Raw genomic sequence first — 16989 nt, 5'->3', positions numbered from 1 at the left:
CCCCACCGATGCGCAGGTGGCAGCCGATTTTGCGAAGCTGCATTCGGGATGTACGCTCACCAGAGCCGTGGGTGGTGAGTCAGAAGGTGGAGCCCTGTGGGTGGACGTATGGGGCAACTGCACCGGTGACGACCACCGATTCAAGGACGTGTTCCGATACGTGGAGAAAGACGGTGAATGGATAGTCGTTTCATCGAGTGTGCAGACACCAATCTACCGAACTCCGTAGCCCGGCAAACGACTGCGCACCCGCATATCGTCGGGGCAACCGACTGACAGCAACGGGTCGTCTACAGGCGACCGGGCGAGGCAAGCGACCGTCCACGACCAGTCGGTCGTGACAGGCAGCTTTCGAACAGTTCGCAAGCCTCTCCGGTGTTGTTCCTTTCGAGGGGTTCTAAGAGAATGATTCCAATGCTTCGATACGCTGCGATCGTGCTGGCTGCAAGCTGTGCAACACACGCCGTTCAAGCCCAGTCGATTCCTGCGGGCACGTACATCACCGAGGGAGGATGGGGTGCGTTGGTCGTTGAGAAGGATGGCAAGCTTCAACTGGACACCATCGGGGCAAACGGCCACTCGTGCGGACTGGAGGCCACCGTTCGAGACATGAAGGCTGTGACGCAGGAGGGATGCAAGATCAGCTTCGAAAGAAGCCTCGACCGAGTGTCGATCAACCCGGATCCGGCCACCGAGGCCGCATGCAGGGGGCCTTGCGGATCTCGCGCCTTCTTCCAGGGCGACTATTACCGCGAAGCTCCAGCCTGCCGTGCAGTGCTTGTGAAGCATGAGCGCGACCGTTTCACTGCGCTGTACCGCGGCCGAAAGTATCGGGAAGCCGCGGAGGCCCTCAGCGCCTTGCTGAATCGCTGCGGCCGCTTCATGTACTGGCTGCCCGACGAGGCGCAAGTGCGCAACGACTTGGCGCTGACATATCACCATCTGTCCGACGATGCTGCGTGCCTCGGCGTGTTGTCTCCGCTGCGTCGCGCATTTGTGGAAGATGAGCGAATCACCAGCCGTGCCTTCACGCCCGTTGATGAAGGCGATGGCCAGGCGATGGTACGGATCACGCGCTTCAACTGGAAGACCTGCGGCGGTGAGGTGCCGGACTGAGCGCACGACGGATGCTGCGTACTGGCGTTGAGCCGACAGATCAATGAAACTATCAGCGGTCGCTCGCTGCGCACGGCGCGCAGACCTGCAATCGGCCATCTCCGGACAATGGTGACCGACAGCTCTGCGACCTCGAAGCAAACGAACAAAGAAGCAATGCCCGGCAATTCGCCAGGACGTGTGCAAGGGTTCAAGATTTAAAGCGGACAGCTGACCGCCCGCTCGGGAGGTCGGCTTTCGTCACGCGCTCGAGCGCACTGGCAACACTGAAGAATGCGGGCACCAATTCGTCCCAGGTCTCCCGATCAAAGCCTTTGGGCTTGCGCGGGATGGACGGCTTCAATTGCCTGGACAGCAAACCCTTGCATGCGAACACGATGGTGTTGCTGCACTCGTCATCGCCGACCAGCAGCACCTCACTGCCGAAAGTCCGTTCGATGCGGGCAACCTGCGAATTGAAGTCGCGATGGCCTGTGTGCAGGTTGACCACCATCAGGCCGTCGGGTTGCAGTGCGTCGTAGCAATCGTCGTAGAAGCGCTGAGAGCACAGCGCCGGTGGCTGGCCCTCGTAATCGAAACCGTCCACTAGCAAAACGTCCAGCCGATACGGTGCAGAGCGAACGAACTCCGCACCGTCGCCGCGGCGCACCTTGAAGCGTTCGTCATCGCGTGGCACCTGGAATTCATCGCGCAAGGCAATCACATGCGGATTGATCTCGATCACCTTGATGCGGGTGGTGGGCAGATAGCGGTGGCAGAACTTTGCCATCGAGCCGCCTCCTAGCCCGATCATGGCCAGGGTGGCGGGCTCGTGGTTGAACAGCAGGAAGCCCATCATCGTGCGCGTGTATGCGAGATCCAGTGCATTCGGGCGCAAGGTCTGCATGCGGCTCTGGATTTCGGAGATGGTGAAGTGCAAGGCCTTTGAGGTCAGCGTTTCGTAGACGAAGGGCTTGACGTATTGGTTGCTGTCAGCGGAGTCAGGCATTTTCTGAGCGCCTGGGGGCGCATGCTGGGAGACGGAAGAGCGGCATGTGTGCGCCTGGGGATGGGGCCATGTCGGTTCGAAGAATTGGCCCCTGACCTAAGCCCGCTGGAAGTCGACGATCAAGGGCGGCGATGCCATGATGACCAGCAGCAACGCAAGAGGAAGCGTGGCAGAAAAGCCGAAATGCTTGAAGGCCACGGCACCCACCAAGCCGCCGACAAAGAACAAGCCCAATACGAGCGCGTGGATGAACAGCTTCTCGCGGTTGGCCCGGACGAAATGGATCTCGTTGGCCGTGTTGATGCGGTTCCAGTAGATCAGCCGCCCCAGTTCGATGCCCAGGTCGGTCACCACACCGGTCATATGGGTGGTCCGAATCTCCGCCTGGGAAAGCTTGGTGACGATGGCGTTCTGCAGGCCCATGATGAAGCACAGGAGCAGCACCGCGGTTGGCACGAGCAAGTGCCCGAGCGACTGGAGATTGGCGCCCACCAGGCCGAACAACAACAAGAGCCCGGCTTCCAACAGCAAGGCCAAGGCGAACTTGCTGTCCATCTGACGTCGACGAGCCCAGTTGATCAGCAGGGCGGTGCATGCGGCACCGGACACGAACGCCATCAGCGACACCGCGCCGACCAGTGCCAGCGCAAATCCGCCTGTGGCCAAGTCGTCTGCGACGCCGGAAACAATGCCCGTCATGTGCGAGGTGTAGCGCTGCACTGCCAAAAATCCCCCTGCATTGATCGCCCCGGCGACGAACGCGAGGATCCCGCCGAGCTGGCGATCGGCCGCTCGGGTGCGATGGCTTCCGGTCAAGCGCAGCAGGAAGTGGAGTGCCATGGTCGAGGAGGAGCGGGCCAATGGCCCGTCAAGAACGAAAGGATCGGGTTGCCCTGGCTGACGAGGCGGTGTGACCTGCAACGCGTCGCTGATTTCAGGGTGCTCTAATCTAATTTGCTTCACATACGATTGCAATTATAATTTGATTAACATATGGAGTGTGTATGGAGCAAAAAACTGCCCGCCTGACAGTCTTGATCGATCCGGCAAAGAAGAAGGCTTTCGAAGCCCTGTGCGCGAAGCAGGATGTCACCCCATCCCAGGTGGTTCGCCGCCTCATTCGCGAGTACCTCAGCGCCCACGGCGAGAGCTTTGTGCCCAGCGGGGCCGAGAAGGCGACTGGAGCCGATGCTCAGCGCTCATAAGCGCATGAGGCCGGGTCGATGTGGTCGGTGCCCGGCAAGCATGGGTCATGCAGCTCATGTCAAACGATGAGCGACCGCTTTTTGCCCTCGAGATCGGCAACGTGAATGTCAGCAGTGGGTCGATAGCTCTGATTCGCGGCTCGCAGTAGCAGCCGTTCGACTTGGTCAGCGCCGGCATGCAGCCCCGTCCATTCGGGCGTGACCGAGCAAACCCAACGCGTTGTGCGACGAAGGACTCCTCTCCGTCAGAGCGGTCGCTCGAGCGACGGTCCCTGACCGACCGCAACCAGTCTGGAGCGGAAGTTGGCGCAGGCGAGCAAGCGTCGGGAACAGCCGTTCAACGGCTTCGCCACAGGGTTAGGCTGCGCCGCCGGTGGACCGCTCGTGAAAGACTGCCTCGATGACGCTGCTCTCCGCGTCGAGGGCGGAGGCACCGTAGTGACCAAGGTCGTAGCGCGCCCAGCCGTATAACAGCTCTCGACGCAGCGGGCATGCGGAATTGACTGATCGCTCCCGCACCGTTGCTGATAGGGCCCGAGCGCCCGCACTAGTCCCACATCGCGCGGAGCTTTGCGCCGACATCGACCTTCAGCACATCGGAAGCGATGCGGGCATCGCCTCGCACCGTGACGGGCACTACCTGCTCGAACAGCTTGGCCACCTTGCCTGGAATGAAGCGTGTCAGCGTCGCGTTGATGTAGCTGTCCCCTCCCCGCCTCTGCTGGCGCACATAGAAGCGCTGTGGCGTGATGAGTGCCAGATGGTGCTTGGCGCGAGTCATCGCGACGTAGAGCAAGCGCCGCTCTTCTTCGATATCTTCCTCGCGTCCCGTCGCCATGTCCGAGGGCATGCAGCCGTCGACCACGTTGAGCACGTAGACCGCGTTCCATTCCTGCCCCTTGGCGGAATGGATGGTCGAGAGGATCAGGTAGTCCTCGTCGAGGTGCGGCGCTCCGGATTCATCGCTGCTGGCCTCGGGCGGGTCGAGCGTCAATTCCGTCAAGAAGCGTTCGCGGATACCGTAGCCCTGGGCGATCCGTGCCATCTGCTCAAGGTCGGCCAGGCGCACCTCGGCGTCATCGTGGAGCCGGTCGAGGTGGGGTTGGTACCACTCGATGGCTCGTTCGAGGTCGGCCGGCCACTCGCTCTTGCGGCTCAGGCTGGCGATCAGCACCGCGAGCTTGGTCCACTCCCCTGCCGCCCCCTTCGGGGGGCTGAAGTTCTCTATGACGGTGAGCGGGTCGGCCTGGCGTTCCATCGCGTCGAGCAGTTTGCCGGCGCTGACCGGTCCAAATCCGGGCAGCAGCTGGGACACACGGAAGCCGGCCAAGCGACCGCGTGGGTTCTGTGCCCAGCGCAGGATGCTCAGCACGTCCTTGATGTGCGTGCTCTCCAGGAACTTGAGGCCTCCGAACTTGCGGAAGGGAATGTTGCGGCGGGTCAGCTCAAGCTCCAGCGGGGCGCTGTGGCTCGATGTCCGGAAGAGGACGGCCTGCTTGATGAGCCGGATGCCCTCCTCCCGCCGTAGCAGCACTTGGTCGGCCACCCATGTGGCCTGGCTCACCTCATCGGGCATGGCCGTGATGCGCGGCATTTCGCTCGAGGGTTGATTCGACCAGAGGTCCTTGGCGTGGCGCTTCTTCGCGAGGCCGATCACCGCATTGGACGCCGCGAGAATCGGCTGCGTGGAGCGGTAGTTCTGCTCCAGCGCCACGATGCGAGCTGGCGGATTGAACTGATCGGGGAAGTCGAGGATGTTGCCCACGTTCGCGGCGCGGAACGAGTAGATCGCTTGCGCGTCGTCGCCCACCACCGTGAGGTTCTCGCCTTTCGGCTTGAGGCCGAGCACGATGGCGCCCTGCAGCCGGTTTGTGTCCTGGTACTCGTCGATCAGCACGTGATCGAAGCGCTGCCGGACGTCTGCCGCCACGCTGGCATCGGCCAGCATGTGCACCCAGTAGAGCAACAGGTCGTCGTAGTCGAGCACCTGCTGCTGGTGCTTCGCCTGAGCATAGGCCTTGAAGAGCTGCTTGAGGCCGTCGTGCGCCCCGAAGCACCATGGGTAGTGCGTCTGCAGGACCTCGTCCAGCCGTGACTGGCTGTTCACGACCCGGGAGTAGATGGCGAGGCAACTGGCCTTCAACGGAAAGCGCTCCACCGTCTCGGCGAAGCCCAGCTCCTGCCGCACTATGCCAATCAGGTCCTCGGCATCCGAGCGGTCCAGTATGGTGAAGTTGGGTGCCAAGCCGATGCGATCGGCATAGTCACGCAACAGGCGCGCGCCGACGCCGTGGAAGGTGCCACACCACGGGAAGTGCGGCGGTGCCTGCGTCGTCCCATAACCGAGCAGGCGATGGAGCATCCGGCCCACACGCTGCCCCATCTCTCCGGCGGCGCGGCGGGCAAAGGTCAGCAAGAGGATGCGGTGCGGATCCGCGCCCGTCTGTACCAGGCGTGCGACGCGGCTGGCCAAGGTCTTGGTCTTGCCGGTGCCAGCCCCGGCAATGACAAGCAACGGACCCCGGTGCGCCCCGTCGCCGACACCGTGCTCGACCGCGGCGCGCTGCTGCTCGTTGAGGTCGGCGAAGACGTCCTTCGTCGCTCCAGGCTTGGGCGCTGGCGACGGTTCAGGAAGGACGGAGTGCTCACCCATGGCTCAATCTCGGGCCCGATCATATACTGTATGAATCAACAGCCTTTGGCGCCCACCCCATGAGCATCCGGATCGGCACTGCATCCTGGTCGCACCCAGCGCTCATCGACACGGGGCGCTTCTACCCGTCGGAGCACATGAGCCCCGAGGAGCGCCTGCACTTCTACGCGACTCAGTTCACGTTGGTCGAGGTGGATTCCAGCTTCTATGCCATGACGCCGCCCGGCATGGCGCAGCGGTGGGTCGAGCGCACGCCGCAGGACTTCGTGATGAACGTGAAGGCCTTCCGGCTCTTCACCGGGCATCAGACCTCACCGCAGGCCCTTCCCGCCGAGGTGCGCGAGGCGCTTCCCGCCGCGTTGCGAGACAAGTCCATCCTGTACTACCGCGACGTGCCGCCCGAGTTGCGTGACGCGCTGTGGGCACGCTTCGTCGAGGGCATCGCCCCATTGCGGCAAGCGGGCAGGCTCGGGCTGGTGCACTTCCAGTTCGCGCCCTGGATCGTGCGCAACCCCGCTGGCCGGGCGCACATCGAGCACTGCGTCGAGCGCATGCAGGGGCACATGGTCAGCCTCGAGTTCCGAAACTTCAGCTGGTTCAACGAGGCGAACACCCGCGACACCCTGGCGTTCGAGCGGTCGCTCAGGGTCGTGCACACCATCGTCGACGAGCCCCAGGGCTTTGCAAACTGCGTTCCGGCTGTGTGGGAGGTGACACACGACGACCACGCCTTGGTGCGCATGCACGGGCGCAACGAACACACCTGGAACAAGCGGAGCAACACGTCGTCCGGGCGCTTCAACTACCAATACGATGACGCCGAACTGGAAGGCTTGGCCGGCGAGATCGCGGCGCTCGATGCGCCGTCCCTGCACCTCCAGGTGGTCATGAACAACAACGCCGAGGATTTCGCGCAAGCGAACGGCCGGCAGCTATTCGAGGCCTTGCATGCATACGGAGCCAACGTGGTCCCGCCGTCCTCGGGCAAAGTCACGCAGCTCCGAGCTGCATGACGCGAGGTCGCGCCTGCGCGGACTGCTCAGGGTCTTCGACAGCCTTGGTACACCATCGAGCATTCGCGCGTTCAATGGAAGTCTCGACTGTGCGTAGATTCGGCCAAGCGCCCTAGCAACGGAGTGAGGTCCTCGAGCTCGCTCACGATGAGATTGCACACATCCCCTTCGCGCTGCCAAGTGCCCCTGAGGACCAGGAGCCGGGACCGAAGCAACACATCTCGTTGCTGGTCTCGCACGGACTTCCAGACGATCGCCTGAACCGTGCCTGTCTCGTCCTCCAACGAGACGAAGATCGTTCCGCTCGCGGTGCTCGGTTGCTGACGGAGGGTGACGATCCCGCAATAGTCCACGCGCCGGCCGTTCGGGACGGTCGCGAGATCGGCGGCGGACGACAAGCCGCGACGCGTCAGTCTCTCCCGCAGCAATGCCAACGGATGCCGGCGCAGCGTGAGGCCCAACGATGCGTAGTCGAACAAGATCTCCTCGCCTTCTGGCGCGGCCGGCAGCTCAAGCAGCTCTTCTTCGATCGGTGCATCCGTCAGCAACGGCGGGGCGGATCGCAGGGCGGCCGCGTCCCAGACCTGCTGCCGACGGTGGCCCGACAGACTGGCTAGCGCGTCAGCGGCTGCCAGCAGCTTCATCTCATGCGCTTCCAGACCGGCTCGCCGCGCAAGATCGTCAGCACTTTCAAATGCAGCCTCCGATCGCGCTTCTACGATGCGCGTCGCAGAGGCCGACACCAATCCCGCGATCAGTCGCAACCCCAGGCGCACGGCCGGTGGGTGCGGAAGGTCCTCCAGCGTGCAGTCGACATCGCTGCAGAGAACATCCGGTGCACGCACCTCGACGCCGTGTGCCTTTGCGTCGCGTACCAGCTGGGACGGCGAATAGAAGCCCATCGGCTGCGAGTTGATCAACGCTGCAAGGAACTCTGCGGGATGGTGCCGCTTGATCCAGCAACTCGCGTAGACCAGAAGCGCGAACGAGCCTGCGTGCGACTCTGGGAAGCCGTACTCCGAGAAGCCGTGAATCTGTTTGAAGATCTGCTCGGCGAAAGCCTTCTCATATCCGCGGCTCGTCATTCCATCGACGATGCGGTCATAGTGCTTGGCCAGCCCACCCTTGCGTTTCCACGCGGCCATGTCTCGGCGTAGCCCGTCGGCCTCCCCTGCCGTGTAGCCAGCGGCCAGCATCGCGATCTGCATCACCTGCTCCTGGAACACGGGAACGCCGAGCGTACGGCCCAGCGCCTCTTCCAACGCAGCGCTCGGATAGGTGACTGGCTCAAGGCCTTGCCGCCGGCGGATGTACGGGTGCACCATGCCACCGACGATGGGACCAGGTCGCACGATCGCGACCTGAACCACCAGGTCATAGAAGCAACGCGGCCGGTGGCGCGGCAGCATGCTCATCTGAGCGCGGCTTTCGATCTGGAACACCCCGACGGTGTCGGCCTTGCAAATCATGTCGTAGGTCTCGGTGTCCTCAGCCGGTATGTCCTGCATGCCGAAGACGGTCTGCTGCCGCTCTCCGATGAAATCCAGCGCCTTGCGAATGGCGGTCAGCATCCCGAGCGCCAGGCAGTCCACCTTTAGAAGTCCCATGGCGTCCAGGTCGTCTTTGTCCCACTCGATGACGGTCCGATCGGCCATCGAAGCGTTCTCGATCGGCACGATGCGAGACAGCGGCCCCTTCGTCAGCACCATGCCGCCAGTGTGCTGACTCAGGTGGCGCGGAAAACCGAGGAGCTGCCTGGTCAACTGCAGCAGCTGCTGGACGCGAAGATCGTCGGGCTCGAGGCCAGCCTCACGTACGCGGTCGTCGGCGATGTCGGAGCCGTCCCACCACTGATGCCCCTTCGCGATGGTGTCCACCTCGTCCAGCGAGAAGCCGAGCGCTTTCCCGACGTCACGGATCGCGCTCTTCGGCCTGTACGAGATGACCACGCCGGTGATCGCTGCACGATCGCGCCCGTACTTGTTGTAGAGGTACTGCAGCACCTCTTCGCGCCGCTCGTGCTCGAAGTCGATGTCAATGTCAGGTGGCTCGTTGCGCTCCTTCGAGATGAAGCGCTCGACCAGCACCGACATGCGTGCCGGGTCGACCTCGGTCACGCCGACGCAGTAGCAGATCACCGAGTTCGCAGCCGAGCCACGACCCTGGCAGAGGATGCCGCGAGACCTCGCAAACATCACGATGTCGGCGACCGTCAGGAAGTAGTGTTCGTAGCGCAGCTCTGCCACCAGGGACAGCTCGTATTCGATCAGCTGTTGGACCTTCGCCGGCATGCCCTGGGGCCACCGTTGCCCCGCGCCTTCGTAGGTGATCTTGCGCAGGTAGCTCGCCGGCGTGTGCCCTGCGGGAACGACCTCGTCGGGGTACTGGTACTTCAACTCGTCCAACGAGAAGCAGCACCGCGCCGTGACGTTGAGCGTCTCATCGAGCAAGTCCGCCGGGTAGGTCTGTGCCAGCCGAAGGCGCGTGCGCAGGTGGCGCTCCGCGTTCGGCTGCAGGTCCAGGCCGCAGTCGGTCAGGGGGCGCCCAACACGCGTGGCCGTCAGTACGTCCTGAAGCGGCTTTCGCGATCGAACGTGGAAGTGAACGTCGCCCACTGCGACTAGAGGAATGGCACTGTCTTCTGAGGCCTGTCTCAGCCGGTGCAGCCATGCCTCGTCGTCGAGCACCCGGATGAGCTCCACACCGAACCAGCAGCGCCCCATGAAGTGCGTCAAAAGCCAGCGGGCGGCGGCGTCCAGCTGTCTCTGCTCGCACATTCGTTTCGGAGAGCAGAGCACGACACAGTCCGCCAGCTCGGCCCCGGTGACATCCTCAATCGCGAGCTGGTAGGTCCCCTTGTCCGAAGAGCGCCGCAGCTTCGTGATGAACTGCGAGAGGTTCCCATAGCCGTTCAAGTTGTTCGCGAGCACGGTGAGAACGAATGCAGGGACGGCGGCACGTGCCGCCTCGTCGCAGTGAACGTGAAACTGACTGCCGACGACCAGATGCAATCCGCACTTCTTCGCAGCCACGTGCGCACGCACGATGCCAGCGAGGCTGCACTCGTCGGTGAGGGCCAACGCTGAATATCCCAGCTCGTACGCGCGCTCCACCAACTCTTCGGGCTGGCTCGCGCCCCGCAGGAAGCTGAAGTTCGAGACGCAGCGCAGCTCGGCGTAGGCAGGAATGCGGCGCATGACCGTCAGGCGAAAGTGCCGTGCAAATACCAGGCCGTTTGAGCCGCCGACTCACTCTCGGCCAGTCGCGTTTGGAAGATCCACAGGACCCCTGCGTGCTCACTGACCGCGATCCAGTAATCACGACTGACATTGCGCGTGCACTGTGACCCGCCTCCCTCCATGCGGTCCCACCATCCCCCTTCGACGCGATGCGGACCAGAGAGCAGTTGCAGCGCGCCTTGGTACATCGGATGCGGGCCCTGCATCGCCAGTCGCAGCGGCTGCGCGAGTATGAACGTCGGCTGTGGAACGTCGAGCGCGCGTGCGAGGCGCTTCGGGCGCTGAACGTCGGCTGCCTGCCACTGGCACATCCACTCCGGCCGGTGATCCTCCAATGCCAGCGGTCGAAGCACGCGCTCAGGACCGAGCCGGGCGGCCAGGCGCTCCAGCACCAACGCAAGTCCTTCACCTGCAACGCGCACGTCCGGGACGAGAGAGAGACTCGCCTCTTCGAGCGGCTCGACCTCATCGGCACTCAGCTCGATGTCCCCGACCGGAGCGAGCAGCTCGACCTTCGCCAGCTGCTCTGCCAGCAGACTGCCCAGGTGCTCGACATCCCTCATGAGGCGCGCTGTTCGAATCGTCAACGAGCCACCGGTGCCTGCTGATCGCGACCGCATCGCGTCATGCCACCAGTGGAAGGTGAACGCCGTGACGCCGCTGTGCTTCGCGGTCAACCAGGCACTGAGTTGGAGGAGCAGGCGACGCGCACCAAACAGCAACGCCGGGGCGAGCTCGACGCGCGCCATCAGCTCCAGACGCGCCCGAAAGACGTCGGGCAAGACGACCCATTCGTGCGCCTCCGGCCGCAAGCCGTACGCCTGGTCGAGCGCGGCGAGGAGCTGTCCATCGAAGCGGCGGCTGAGTCCACCGCGAGGCAACGCCCTCACCTGCCCGAGCGTCTGACATCCAAGTCGGGCAAGCGTCGCCTGATGCGTACCCACCGAGGTCAGCGTGTGGATGGGCAGCGCATCGAGCAGCGTGCCGAGGGGCGCCGCAAAGCCGTTGGACTGCCGAGCCCGCCCGAGTGCGACGGCGCCCAGGCTGGTGGGCGCCCAACTGACCTGCTCTGCGCCCAGTGCACTGGCTTCCTCGCGGACACGTTCGACCAGTCGGCGCTTGCCGCCGAAAAGTCGCACGCTGGCTTCGACCTCCATGACGACTGCCGGCGAGTCCCCTTCGGGTTCGATGACTGCGACGCGCGGGGTGAACTGCAGCGCCCAAGTGCTCAAGCCGCTGACCGCGTCGGACAGCGCTTGCGAGCTCACGTCAGTGCGCTGGTGCCCGACGTCCGAAACTGACGCTACTTGCGGAAGGAAGGCTGCCCACAACATCTGGATCGGCCTGAGAAAGGAAGGTTTGAAGCGGGTCGTGCTGATGACGACGCCGTGCGGCGAAGAGTGACGAGGGTTTGGCGATGCGAGGCGTGATCAACGCGTCCAGTCCGGCAGGAACAGAGCGCAGCGTCAGCGTTTCGTCGATGGTCGGGCCGCGTCGCTTCAACACGCGCACGTGCAGTTGCCAGTCGACATCGGCCTCGGCGATCAGCCTCAGCGGCGCTGCGGAGGCTTGGTGCTGCGCGGAGGCCGGGCGGAACAGGAAGACGGGGCTGTCAGCGCTGGCTGCACACACCTGCAGCCGCCGCAGTTGCTCCGGCCTCACCTGAGGCAGCCAGGCCATCAGCACCGCCATCGTGTTGGCTTTGATGAGCTGCTCCGTGGTCCACAGTCGTTGCGCAGGCGACTCAGCCTGCACCCAGATCACGCGCCGTTCATCGATGCCGGCCAGGCGCAGTCCTGGGAGGTGGGGTAGTTTCGGTGGACCGATGAGCACGAGCTCGACGCCCTTCTCCATCGCGGTTTTCAATGCCGGGCCGAGCAGCCGCCATTCCGCGACGGTCGGCTGAAGTTGCAGCACCTCAGTGATCGAAGCGCACGGCCATCCGCCTCCAGGCAGAGCCTGGTCAAGGGCTTGAAAGCCGGTAGGCAACACGCGCGACCGCTCGTTCCCAATCTGATCTGCGCGCCAAACCGCGGCCTCCACCTGCGTTGGCAGGCGAGGCATCGCAGACACTGGTCGGCTTGGACGCGAATTCATACAAACACTGTACATCCATACAGCCATCACGGGAGGAGACGGTCCACTGTCCACGTGCGACGTTTGCACCATTCGGTCGGTAAAGCGTTGAGCCCGTTGATTTTTGACGCTGAAGATATTTTTGCGAGAGACCTTGCGTCACCGGGCATCTGACAACACCGCCTCCTCGGCTCCCCCTAGGACATCAGGGCACGGTTCGCGTCTCGTCGACCAGGCGCTACGATCGCTCAAGGGAGCAATCGGGCCACGGCCTTGCGTGTGGAGGACACGGGATGTGCTACAGCGCTGAAGTCGAAGCCGAGTACAAGCTGTACGTCCGCGAGTGGGGTGCGACCATGAGCATCAAAGAGTACTTCGACATCTTCTGGCGAAGGCGCTCAGACCCCTCGATCGTGATCCCGAAGAGCATGGAGGCTCCGTTCGCCTCGCCCGGCTCGCCCGACGAGCTCAGGATCAAAGAGCTGATTGACGAGTTCAATCTGCAGCAGGTCGCGAGGTTCGAGACCGAGTTCTTCACCCAGCGAACGCGACTGATCGACGCGCAACGCAAGTTGGTGACGAAGGTGACGAAGAGCGCTCAGGAGAGTGAGCGCATCGCGAACAACAAGATTGCGCGGGCCCAGGCAAAGTTGGACGATCTTCGGAGAACCCACATCGAGCCACGTGACGGGCGCATCTACCCGGCGAACTACGCACCCGTCATGGTCATGCGCGACGGCGAGCGGAAGTTGGTACCGATGCGGTATCTGTGCCGCTTGCCTGACAAGCCGGTCTTCTACGACACGAAGTACCCCGGCACCTACAACGCACGCCGCGACTCATTGGACAACTTCTGGAAGCCGGTTTTCGGCATATCGCACGGTGTACTGGTCGTGAACGCGTTCTATGAAAACGTTACGGTGGGCGGTTCCGATGGAGCCCCGGCCAACACCGTGCTGCAGTTCCGCCCGCAGTCCGGCGACCCGATGCTCGTTGCCTGCGTATGGGCGCACTGGACTGCACCTGGCCATGACGATCTGCTCTCCTTCGCGGTGATCACCGATGAGCCACCGCCAGAAGTCGCAGCGGCCGGGCACAATCGCTGCCCAATCGCCATCAAGCCCGAGAGCATGGACGACTGGCTTTCGCCGTCACTCGGGGCCCTGCAACGTCAACAAGAAATTCTCGACGACAAGCAGCCGTTTTACTACGAGCACCGCCAGGCGGCATAGCGCCGCGGCGACAGCAATCCCACCTCTTGCGGCGAGCGTTGCCGCCAACCTCACACCAAGGAATCATGTCGCAGATACCCGGCAAAGATGAACTCAAAGGCCTGTCGTACGCTGAGCTGCGGGCCCTGCTGCAACAGACCGAAGCAGCACTGGGCGCAAAGCGGAGCGAAGAGCTGAAGGTGCTCGCCGACGGCTACGCGAAGAAGCTCCAGATGGGTGGCTTCGGTATCAGCGAGGGGATCGAGGCTCTGCGCCCCTACCTCCCCGCGAAGGCCGCGAAAACGCCTTCGAGCAGCGGCGAGCCGGGCCAACCGAAGTACGCGAACCCCGCCGACGCAAGCCAAACATGGACAGGACGCGGCAAGCGACCGAACTGGTTCAGTGAGCAGCTCGAGAGCGGGCGCACGCGGGAAGAGATGGAGATTCGGTAGCGCTTCGTCTCGACGCTCCGGCTGCAGTCGGTCGCACGGTGCTTCAGCGCCGTGCGCTATGCCGACGCAGGCGCACAGAGCGTCGCCCTCACTTCTTCGACGCGCGCGGAGCCTTGTAGCCGAGCGTCTTCATCGCTTCCGTCAGCGTCTGCCGGCTCTTCGTGTACGACGCCCAGGGGTCCTCTTTCTGGAATGACAGGTACTCCCGGGCCGTTGCGACTGTCCACTGGTCACCGCCCTTGATCTCTGGCAGCTGCTCCCAGGCGATCGGCATCGAGACACCCATGCTCGGCCGAGCGCGTGCCGAGAAGGCCGCTGCAGTCGTCTGCCCGTGTCCGTTGCGAAGGTAGTCGATGAAGATCTTTCCAACGCGATTGGAGCCTCCAGACTTCGCAACGAATCGCTGAGGGATGGTCTTCGCCACGTGGACGACCACCGCCTGCGAGAACCCCTTCACTGCGTCATAGGTCAGCTTCGGCGCCACCGGCACAACGACGTGCAGCCCCTTGCCGCCAGAGGTCTTCAGCCAGCTCTGCAGGCCGAGCTGCTCCAGGAAGCCACGCATCAACACGGCCGCTTCCTGCACCTCAGTCCAGCCGACGCCCTCCCCTGGGTCGAGGTCGAAGACGACACGGTCCGGGTGATCGATGTGCGACGCCGTCGAATTCCAGGTGTGGAACTCGATCGTGTTCATCTGCGCAGCAGAGAGCAGTGCCCCCACTCCGTCCACCGTGAGGAGCGCTGCATGGCCTGGCCACAGCTTCGGATCCAGTGCTGCCATTCCCGGCATCTTCGTCTCAGGGTGCTTCTGGAAGAAGAGCTGCTGTCCGACGCCCTGTGGTGCCCGGACGAGCGACACCGGTCGACCTGCGAGATGGGGAAGCATCCAGTCGGCCACGCTCTCGTAGTACCGCACCAGCTCAATCTTTGTAGTCCCGGACGCAGGATCGATGACCCGTTCCGGATGCGTGATCTTGAGCTTCGAGGCCGCGGTCGGTGAAGCTCGCGAGCCGCGCTTGGACGCCGCTGGCACAGCAGCGTCAGCCTTCAGCGCCGCGGTCTTCGGGGCCGCCACATCCTTTGCCTTCTCCCGATCAACCTCCGCCGCGGGCTTGTCGGTTCGCACGCCACGAAACGACGCATGGCGGATGTGGCCATCAGGGGTCCATTCGCCGAATGCCACTTCGACAATCACCTTCGGTTCGACCCAGTGCTTGGCGCCGGCGCTGCGCTGCGACCAGCGGCCAGGCTTCACGGCTGACGCGTCGACCGCCGGCACATCCGTTTCATGCTTGGCGAGCAGTTGGTGAAGCTCGCGCGCAGTCGCATTGCTCCAGCCCGTTCCCACCGCGCCTGCGTACAGCAGCTTTCCCTTGTCGTGATAGCCGAGCAGCAGATTGCCAACCTCAGTGGTGGAGTCCTTCCGATCGTTGAAGCCCACGACGATGAACTCTTGCCGCTTCTGGCACTTCAGCTTCAGCCAGGTCTCCGTTCTCCCTTCGACATAGGGCGCGGTCGCTTGTTTCAGCATCACGCCTTCCAGCCCCATGTGGCACGCCGCTGCCAGCAGCTGATCCGGGGAAACGTCGAAGGCCTCGCTGAACCGGACACGCTCTGATTCGGATTGCGCCATCAGCCGCTTGAGCACTGCGCGCCGGCTCATCAGAGGAACTGCCCTCAGGTCAGTGTCGGCCAGGAAGGGCACATCGAAGACGAAGTAGACGAGGTCCTTGCTGCGCGAGTTGTCGATCGCGTTCTGCAGCCGGTTGAAATCGGGAACGCCCTTCTCGTCGAGTACAACGATTTCGCCATCGAGGTAAGCGTCGGCAATCCCGAGCGCCTCGACATGACTGGCCAGCTCCTTCAGCTTCGAAGTCCAGTCGTTGCCCTTGCGGGTCAACAGACGCACGTCGCCGCCGACGATCCGAGCAAGCATGCGGTAACCGTCGTACTTGTTCTCGATGATCCACGAGCCGCCAGCAGGCGCTGCGCTGACGAGCGTCGCGAGCTGAGGTTCCAACACCTCGGGCATCTTCCCTTTGACGGCGTTTGTCAGGTCCGGCTCGTCGCCGTCCGCCTGAACGGGTGAGCGCTTGGCGGTCGCTGCCGGTGCCTCTCTGTCTTCGAGGAGCCCCAACGGGTGGGCGATCACGCTGTCGGGCAAGGCGGCGATGACGTCGTAGTCCGCAGTGCTTCGAGTCCACCCGTCGCCCCGTTTCTTGAGCAGCAGCCACTGCTCCTGCTTCTTGTCGCCTGGCTTGGAGATCCGCACCAGTTCCCAGAGTCCGGCCAACTTCTCGCCGTGCAGATGGAAGATCAGCTTTCCCTTCGCCAAACCCTCAGCGACATCGCCAACCGGCTCCCATGTACCGCGGTCCCAGACGATCACGGTGCCCGCGCCGTACTGTTTCTTGGGGATCTCGCCTTCGAAGTCCGAGTACGAGATCGGGTGATCCTCGACGTGGATCGCCATCTGCTTGACGGCGGGATCGATGCTGGGGCCCTTGGGCACCGCCCAGCTCAGCATGACGCCGCCATGCTCCAGGCGGAAGTCGTAGTGCAGCCGGCTGGCCCAGTGCTTCTGGATGACGAAGCTGGGCGCTTGCTGCTTCCGGCCTGCCGCTCGACGCGAGCCGGTACCCGTAGGCTCAGGCGTGACGCTGAAGTTCCGCTTCGCCTTGTACTTCGCCAGGGGTGCTTCAGCACCGCGGGCACTCGGCTTATCGGCCATGGCGTGGTGAGCGCGTCGTCAGCTCGACTTACCCTGCTTCAGATGCGCTTCCACATCCTTCGCATTCGATCCAACGGCCTTCACCGCCGCCCGCAGTTGCTCAGCGCTCACGCCGAACTTCTTGGACCAGTTGCGTACCTCGTAGTCTTCGTTGGCGTTGATCCTGGTGCGGTCCTGCCCGCCAGCCTTGCTCTTGTCGTCCATTGCGGTCTCCGAAACACCGATGTTCTTCCATCTTCTTGCGGCAGCCGTCCTGGATCTGCCAGAGAACCACCAACGTTCTCGCAGGTGAACGCCTACAGGAT

13 protein-coding genes are annotated in these 16989 nt (G+C 63.5%); 5 read left to right on the top strand and 8 right to left on the bottom strand.

Annotated features, from left to right (window positions below):
- Positions 1 to 414 precede the first annotated feature (414 nt).
- Positions 415 to 1116, top strand: a complete 702-nt coding sequence (locus tag BUE42_RS17765) for a hypothetical protein (protein ID WP_143171574.1) — start codon at positions 415 to 417, stop codon at positions 1114 to 1116.
- Positions 1117 to 1306: 190 nt separating this feature from the next.
- Here BUE42_RS17765 and BUE42_RS17760 read toward each other — a convergent pair whose 3' ends face one another.
- Both BUE42_RS17760 and BUE42_RS17755 read right to left on the bottom strand, forming a co-directional pair.
- Positions 1307 to 2104 (bottom strand): spermine/spermidine synthase domain-containing protein, encoded by a 798-nt coding sequence (locus BUE42_RS17760; RefSeq protein WP_073466593.1) that lies wholly within the window; start codon positions 2102 to 2104, stop codon positions 1307 to 1309.
- A 96-nt stretch (positions 2105 to 2200) separates the two neighbouring features.
- The gene (locus BUE42_RS17755; protein ID WP_073466592.1) at positions 2201 to 2944 is read right to left on the bottom strand and encodes a YoaK family protein; all 744 of its coding nucleotides are present in this window, start codon (positions 2942 to 2944) and stop codon (positions 2201 to 2203) included.
- 164 nt (positions 2945 to 3108) lie between these two features.
- Here BUE42_RS17755 and BUE42_RS17750 point away from each other — a divergent pair, with 164 nt between their 5' ends.
- Complete coding sequence (locus tag BUE42_RS17750; protein WP_073466591.1) at positions 3109 to 3309, top strand: ribbon-helix-helix protein, CopG family; 201 nt, start codon at positions 3109 to 3111, stop codon at positions 3307 to 3309.
- A 547-nt stretch (positions 3310 to 3856) separates the two neighbouring features.
- Here BUE42_RS17750 and BUE42_RS17745 read toward each other — a convergent pair.
- On the bottom strand, positions 3857 to 5962 hold the full coding sequence (locus BUE42_RS17745) for an ATP-dependent helicase (protein WP_073466590.1): 2106 nt from the start codon (positions 5960 to 5962) through the stop codon (positions 3857 to 3859).
- A gap of 59 nt (positions 5963 to 6021) precedes the next feature.
- Here BUE42_RS17745 and BUE42_RS17740 point away from each other — a divergent pair, with 59 nt between their 5' ends.
- A complete protein-coding gene (locus BUE42_RS17740; protein WP_073466589.1) occupies positions 6022 to 6975 on the top strand; it encodes a DUF72 domain-containing protein in 954 nt (317 codons plus the stop codon).
- A gap of 71 nt (positions 6976 to 7046) precedes the next feature.
- Here BUE42_RS17740 and BUE42_RS17735 read toward each other — a convergent pair whose 3' ends face one another.
- Genes BUE42_RS17735 through imuA form a run of 3 tightly spaced genes read right to left on the bottom strand, consistent with a single transcriptional unit; the run spans position 7047 to position 12278 of the window.
- A complete protein-coding gene (locus BUE42_RS17735) occupies positions 7047 to 10172 on the bottom strand; it encodes an error-prone DNA polymerase (protein WP_073466588.1) in 3126 nt (1041 codons plus the stop codon).
- 5 nt (positions 10173 to 10177) lie between these two features.
- Positions 10178 to 11548, bottom strand: a complete 1371-nt coding sequence (locus BUE42_RS17730; protein WP_369822975.1) for a Y-family DNA polymerase — start codon at positions 11546 to 11548, stop codon at positions 10178 to 10180.
- The gene (imuA, locus tag BUE42_RS17725) at positions 11484 to 12278 is read right to left on the bottom strand and encodes a translesion DNA synthesis-associated protein ImuA (RefSeq protein WP_073466586.1); all 795 of its coding nucleotides are present in this window, start codon (positions 12276 to 12278) and stop codon (positions 11484 to 11486) included. The genes BUE42_RS17730 and imuA overlap by 65 nt, the downstream gene beginning before the upstream one ends.
- Before the next feature lie 305 nt (positions 12279 to 12583).
- On the opposite strand from imuA, the gene BUE42_RS17720 reads away from it, so the two are divergent.
- Both BUE42_RS17720 and BUE42_RS17715 read left to right on the top strand, forming a co-directional pair.
- The gene (locus tag BUE42_RS17720; RefSeq protein WP_073466585.1) at positions 12584 to 13522 is read left to right on the top strand and encodes an SOS response-associated peptidase family protein; all 939 of its coding nucleotides are present in this window, start codon (positions 12584 to 12586) and stop codon (positions 13520 to 13522) included.
- A gap of 65 nt (positions 13523 to 13587) precedes the next feature.
- Positions 13588 to 13953, top strand: a complete 366-nt coding sequence (locus BUE42_RS17715; protein WP_073466584.1) for an H-NS histone family protein — start codon at positions 13588 to 13590, stop codon at positions 13951 to 13953.
- An 88-nt stretch (positions 13954 to 14041) separates the two neighbouring features.
- Here BUE42_RS17715 and ligD read toward each other — a convergent pair whose 3' ends face one another.
- Together ligD and BUE42_RS17705 are read right to left on the bottom strand one after the other, a co-directional pair.
- Positions 14042 to 16684 (bottom strand): DNA ligase D, encoded by a 2643-nt coding sequence (gene ligD / locus BUE42_RS17710; protein ID WP_073466583.1) that lies wholly within the window; start codon positions 16682 to 16684, stop codon positions 14042 to 14044.
- An 18-nt stretch (positions 16685 to 16702) separates the two neighbouring features.
- Entirely contained in the window at positions 16703 to 16888 is a 186-nt protein-coding gene (locus BUE42_RS17705) for a DUF3606 domain-containing protein (RefSeq protein ID WP_073466582.1), read from the bottom strand.
- Positions 16889 to 16989 lie beyond the last annotated feature (101 nt).

It is taken from the genome of Rhizobacter sp. OV335, assembly GCF_900142965.1.
GTDB lineage: Bacteria > Pseudomonadota > Gammaproteobacteria > Burkholderiales > Burkholderiaceae_C > Rhizobacter.
Note: the sequence above shows the minus strand (reverse complement) of the source record. Positions and strands in the feature narration are given on the sequence as shown.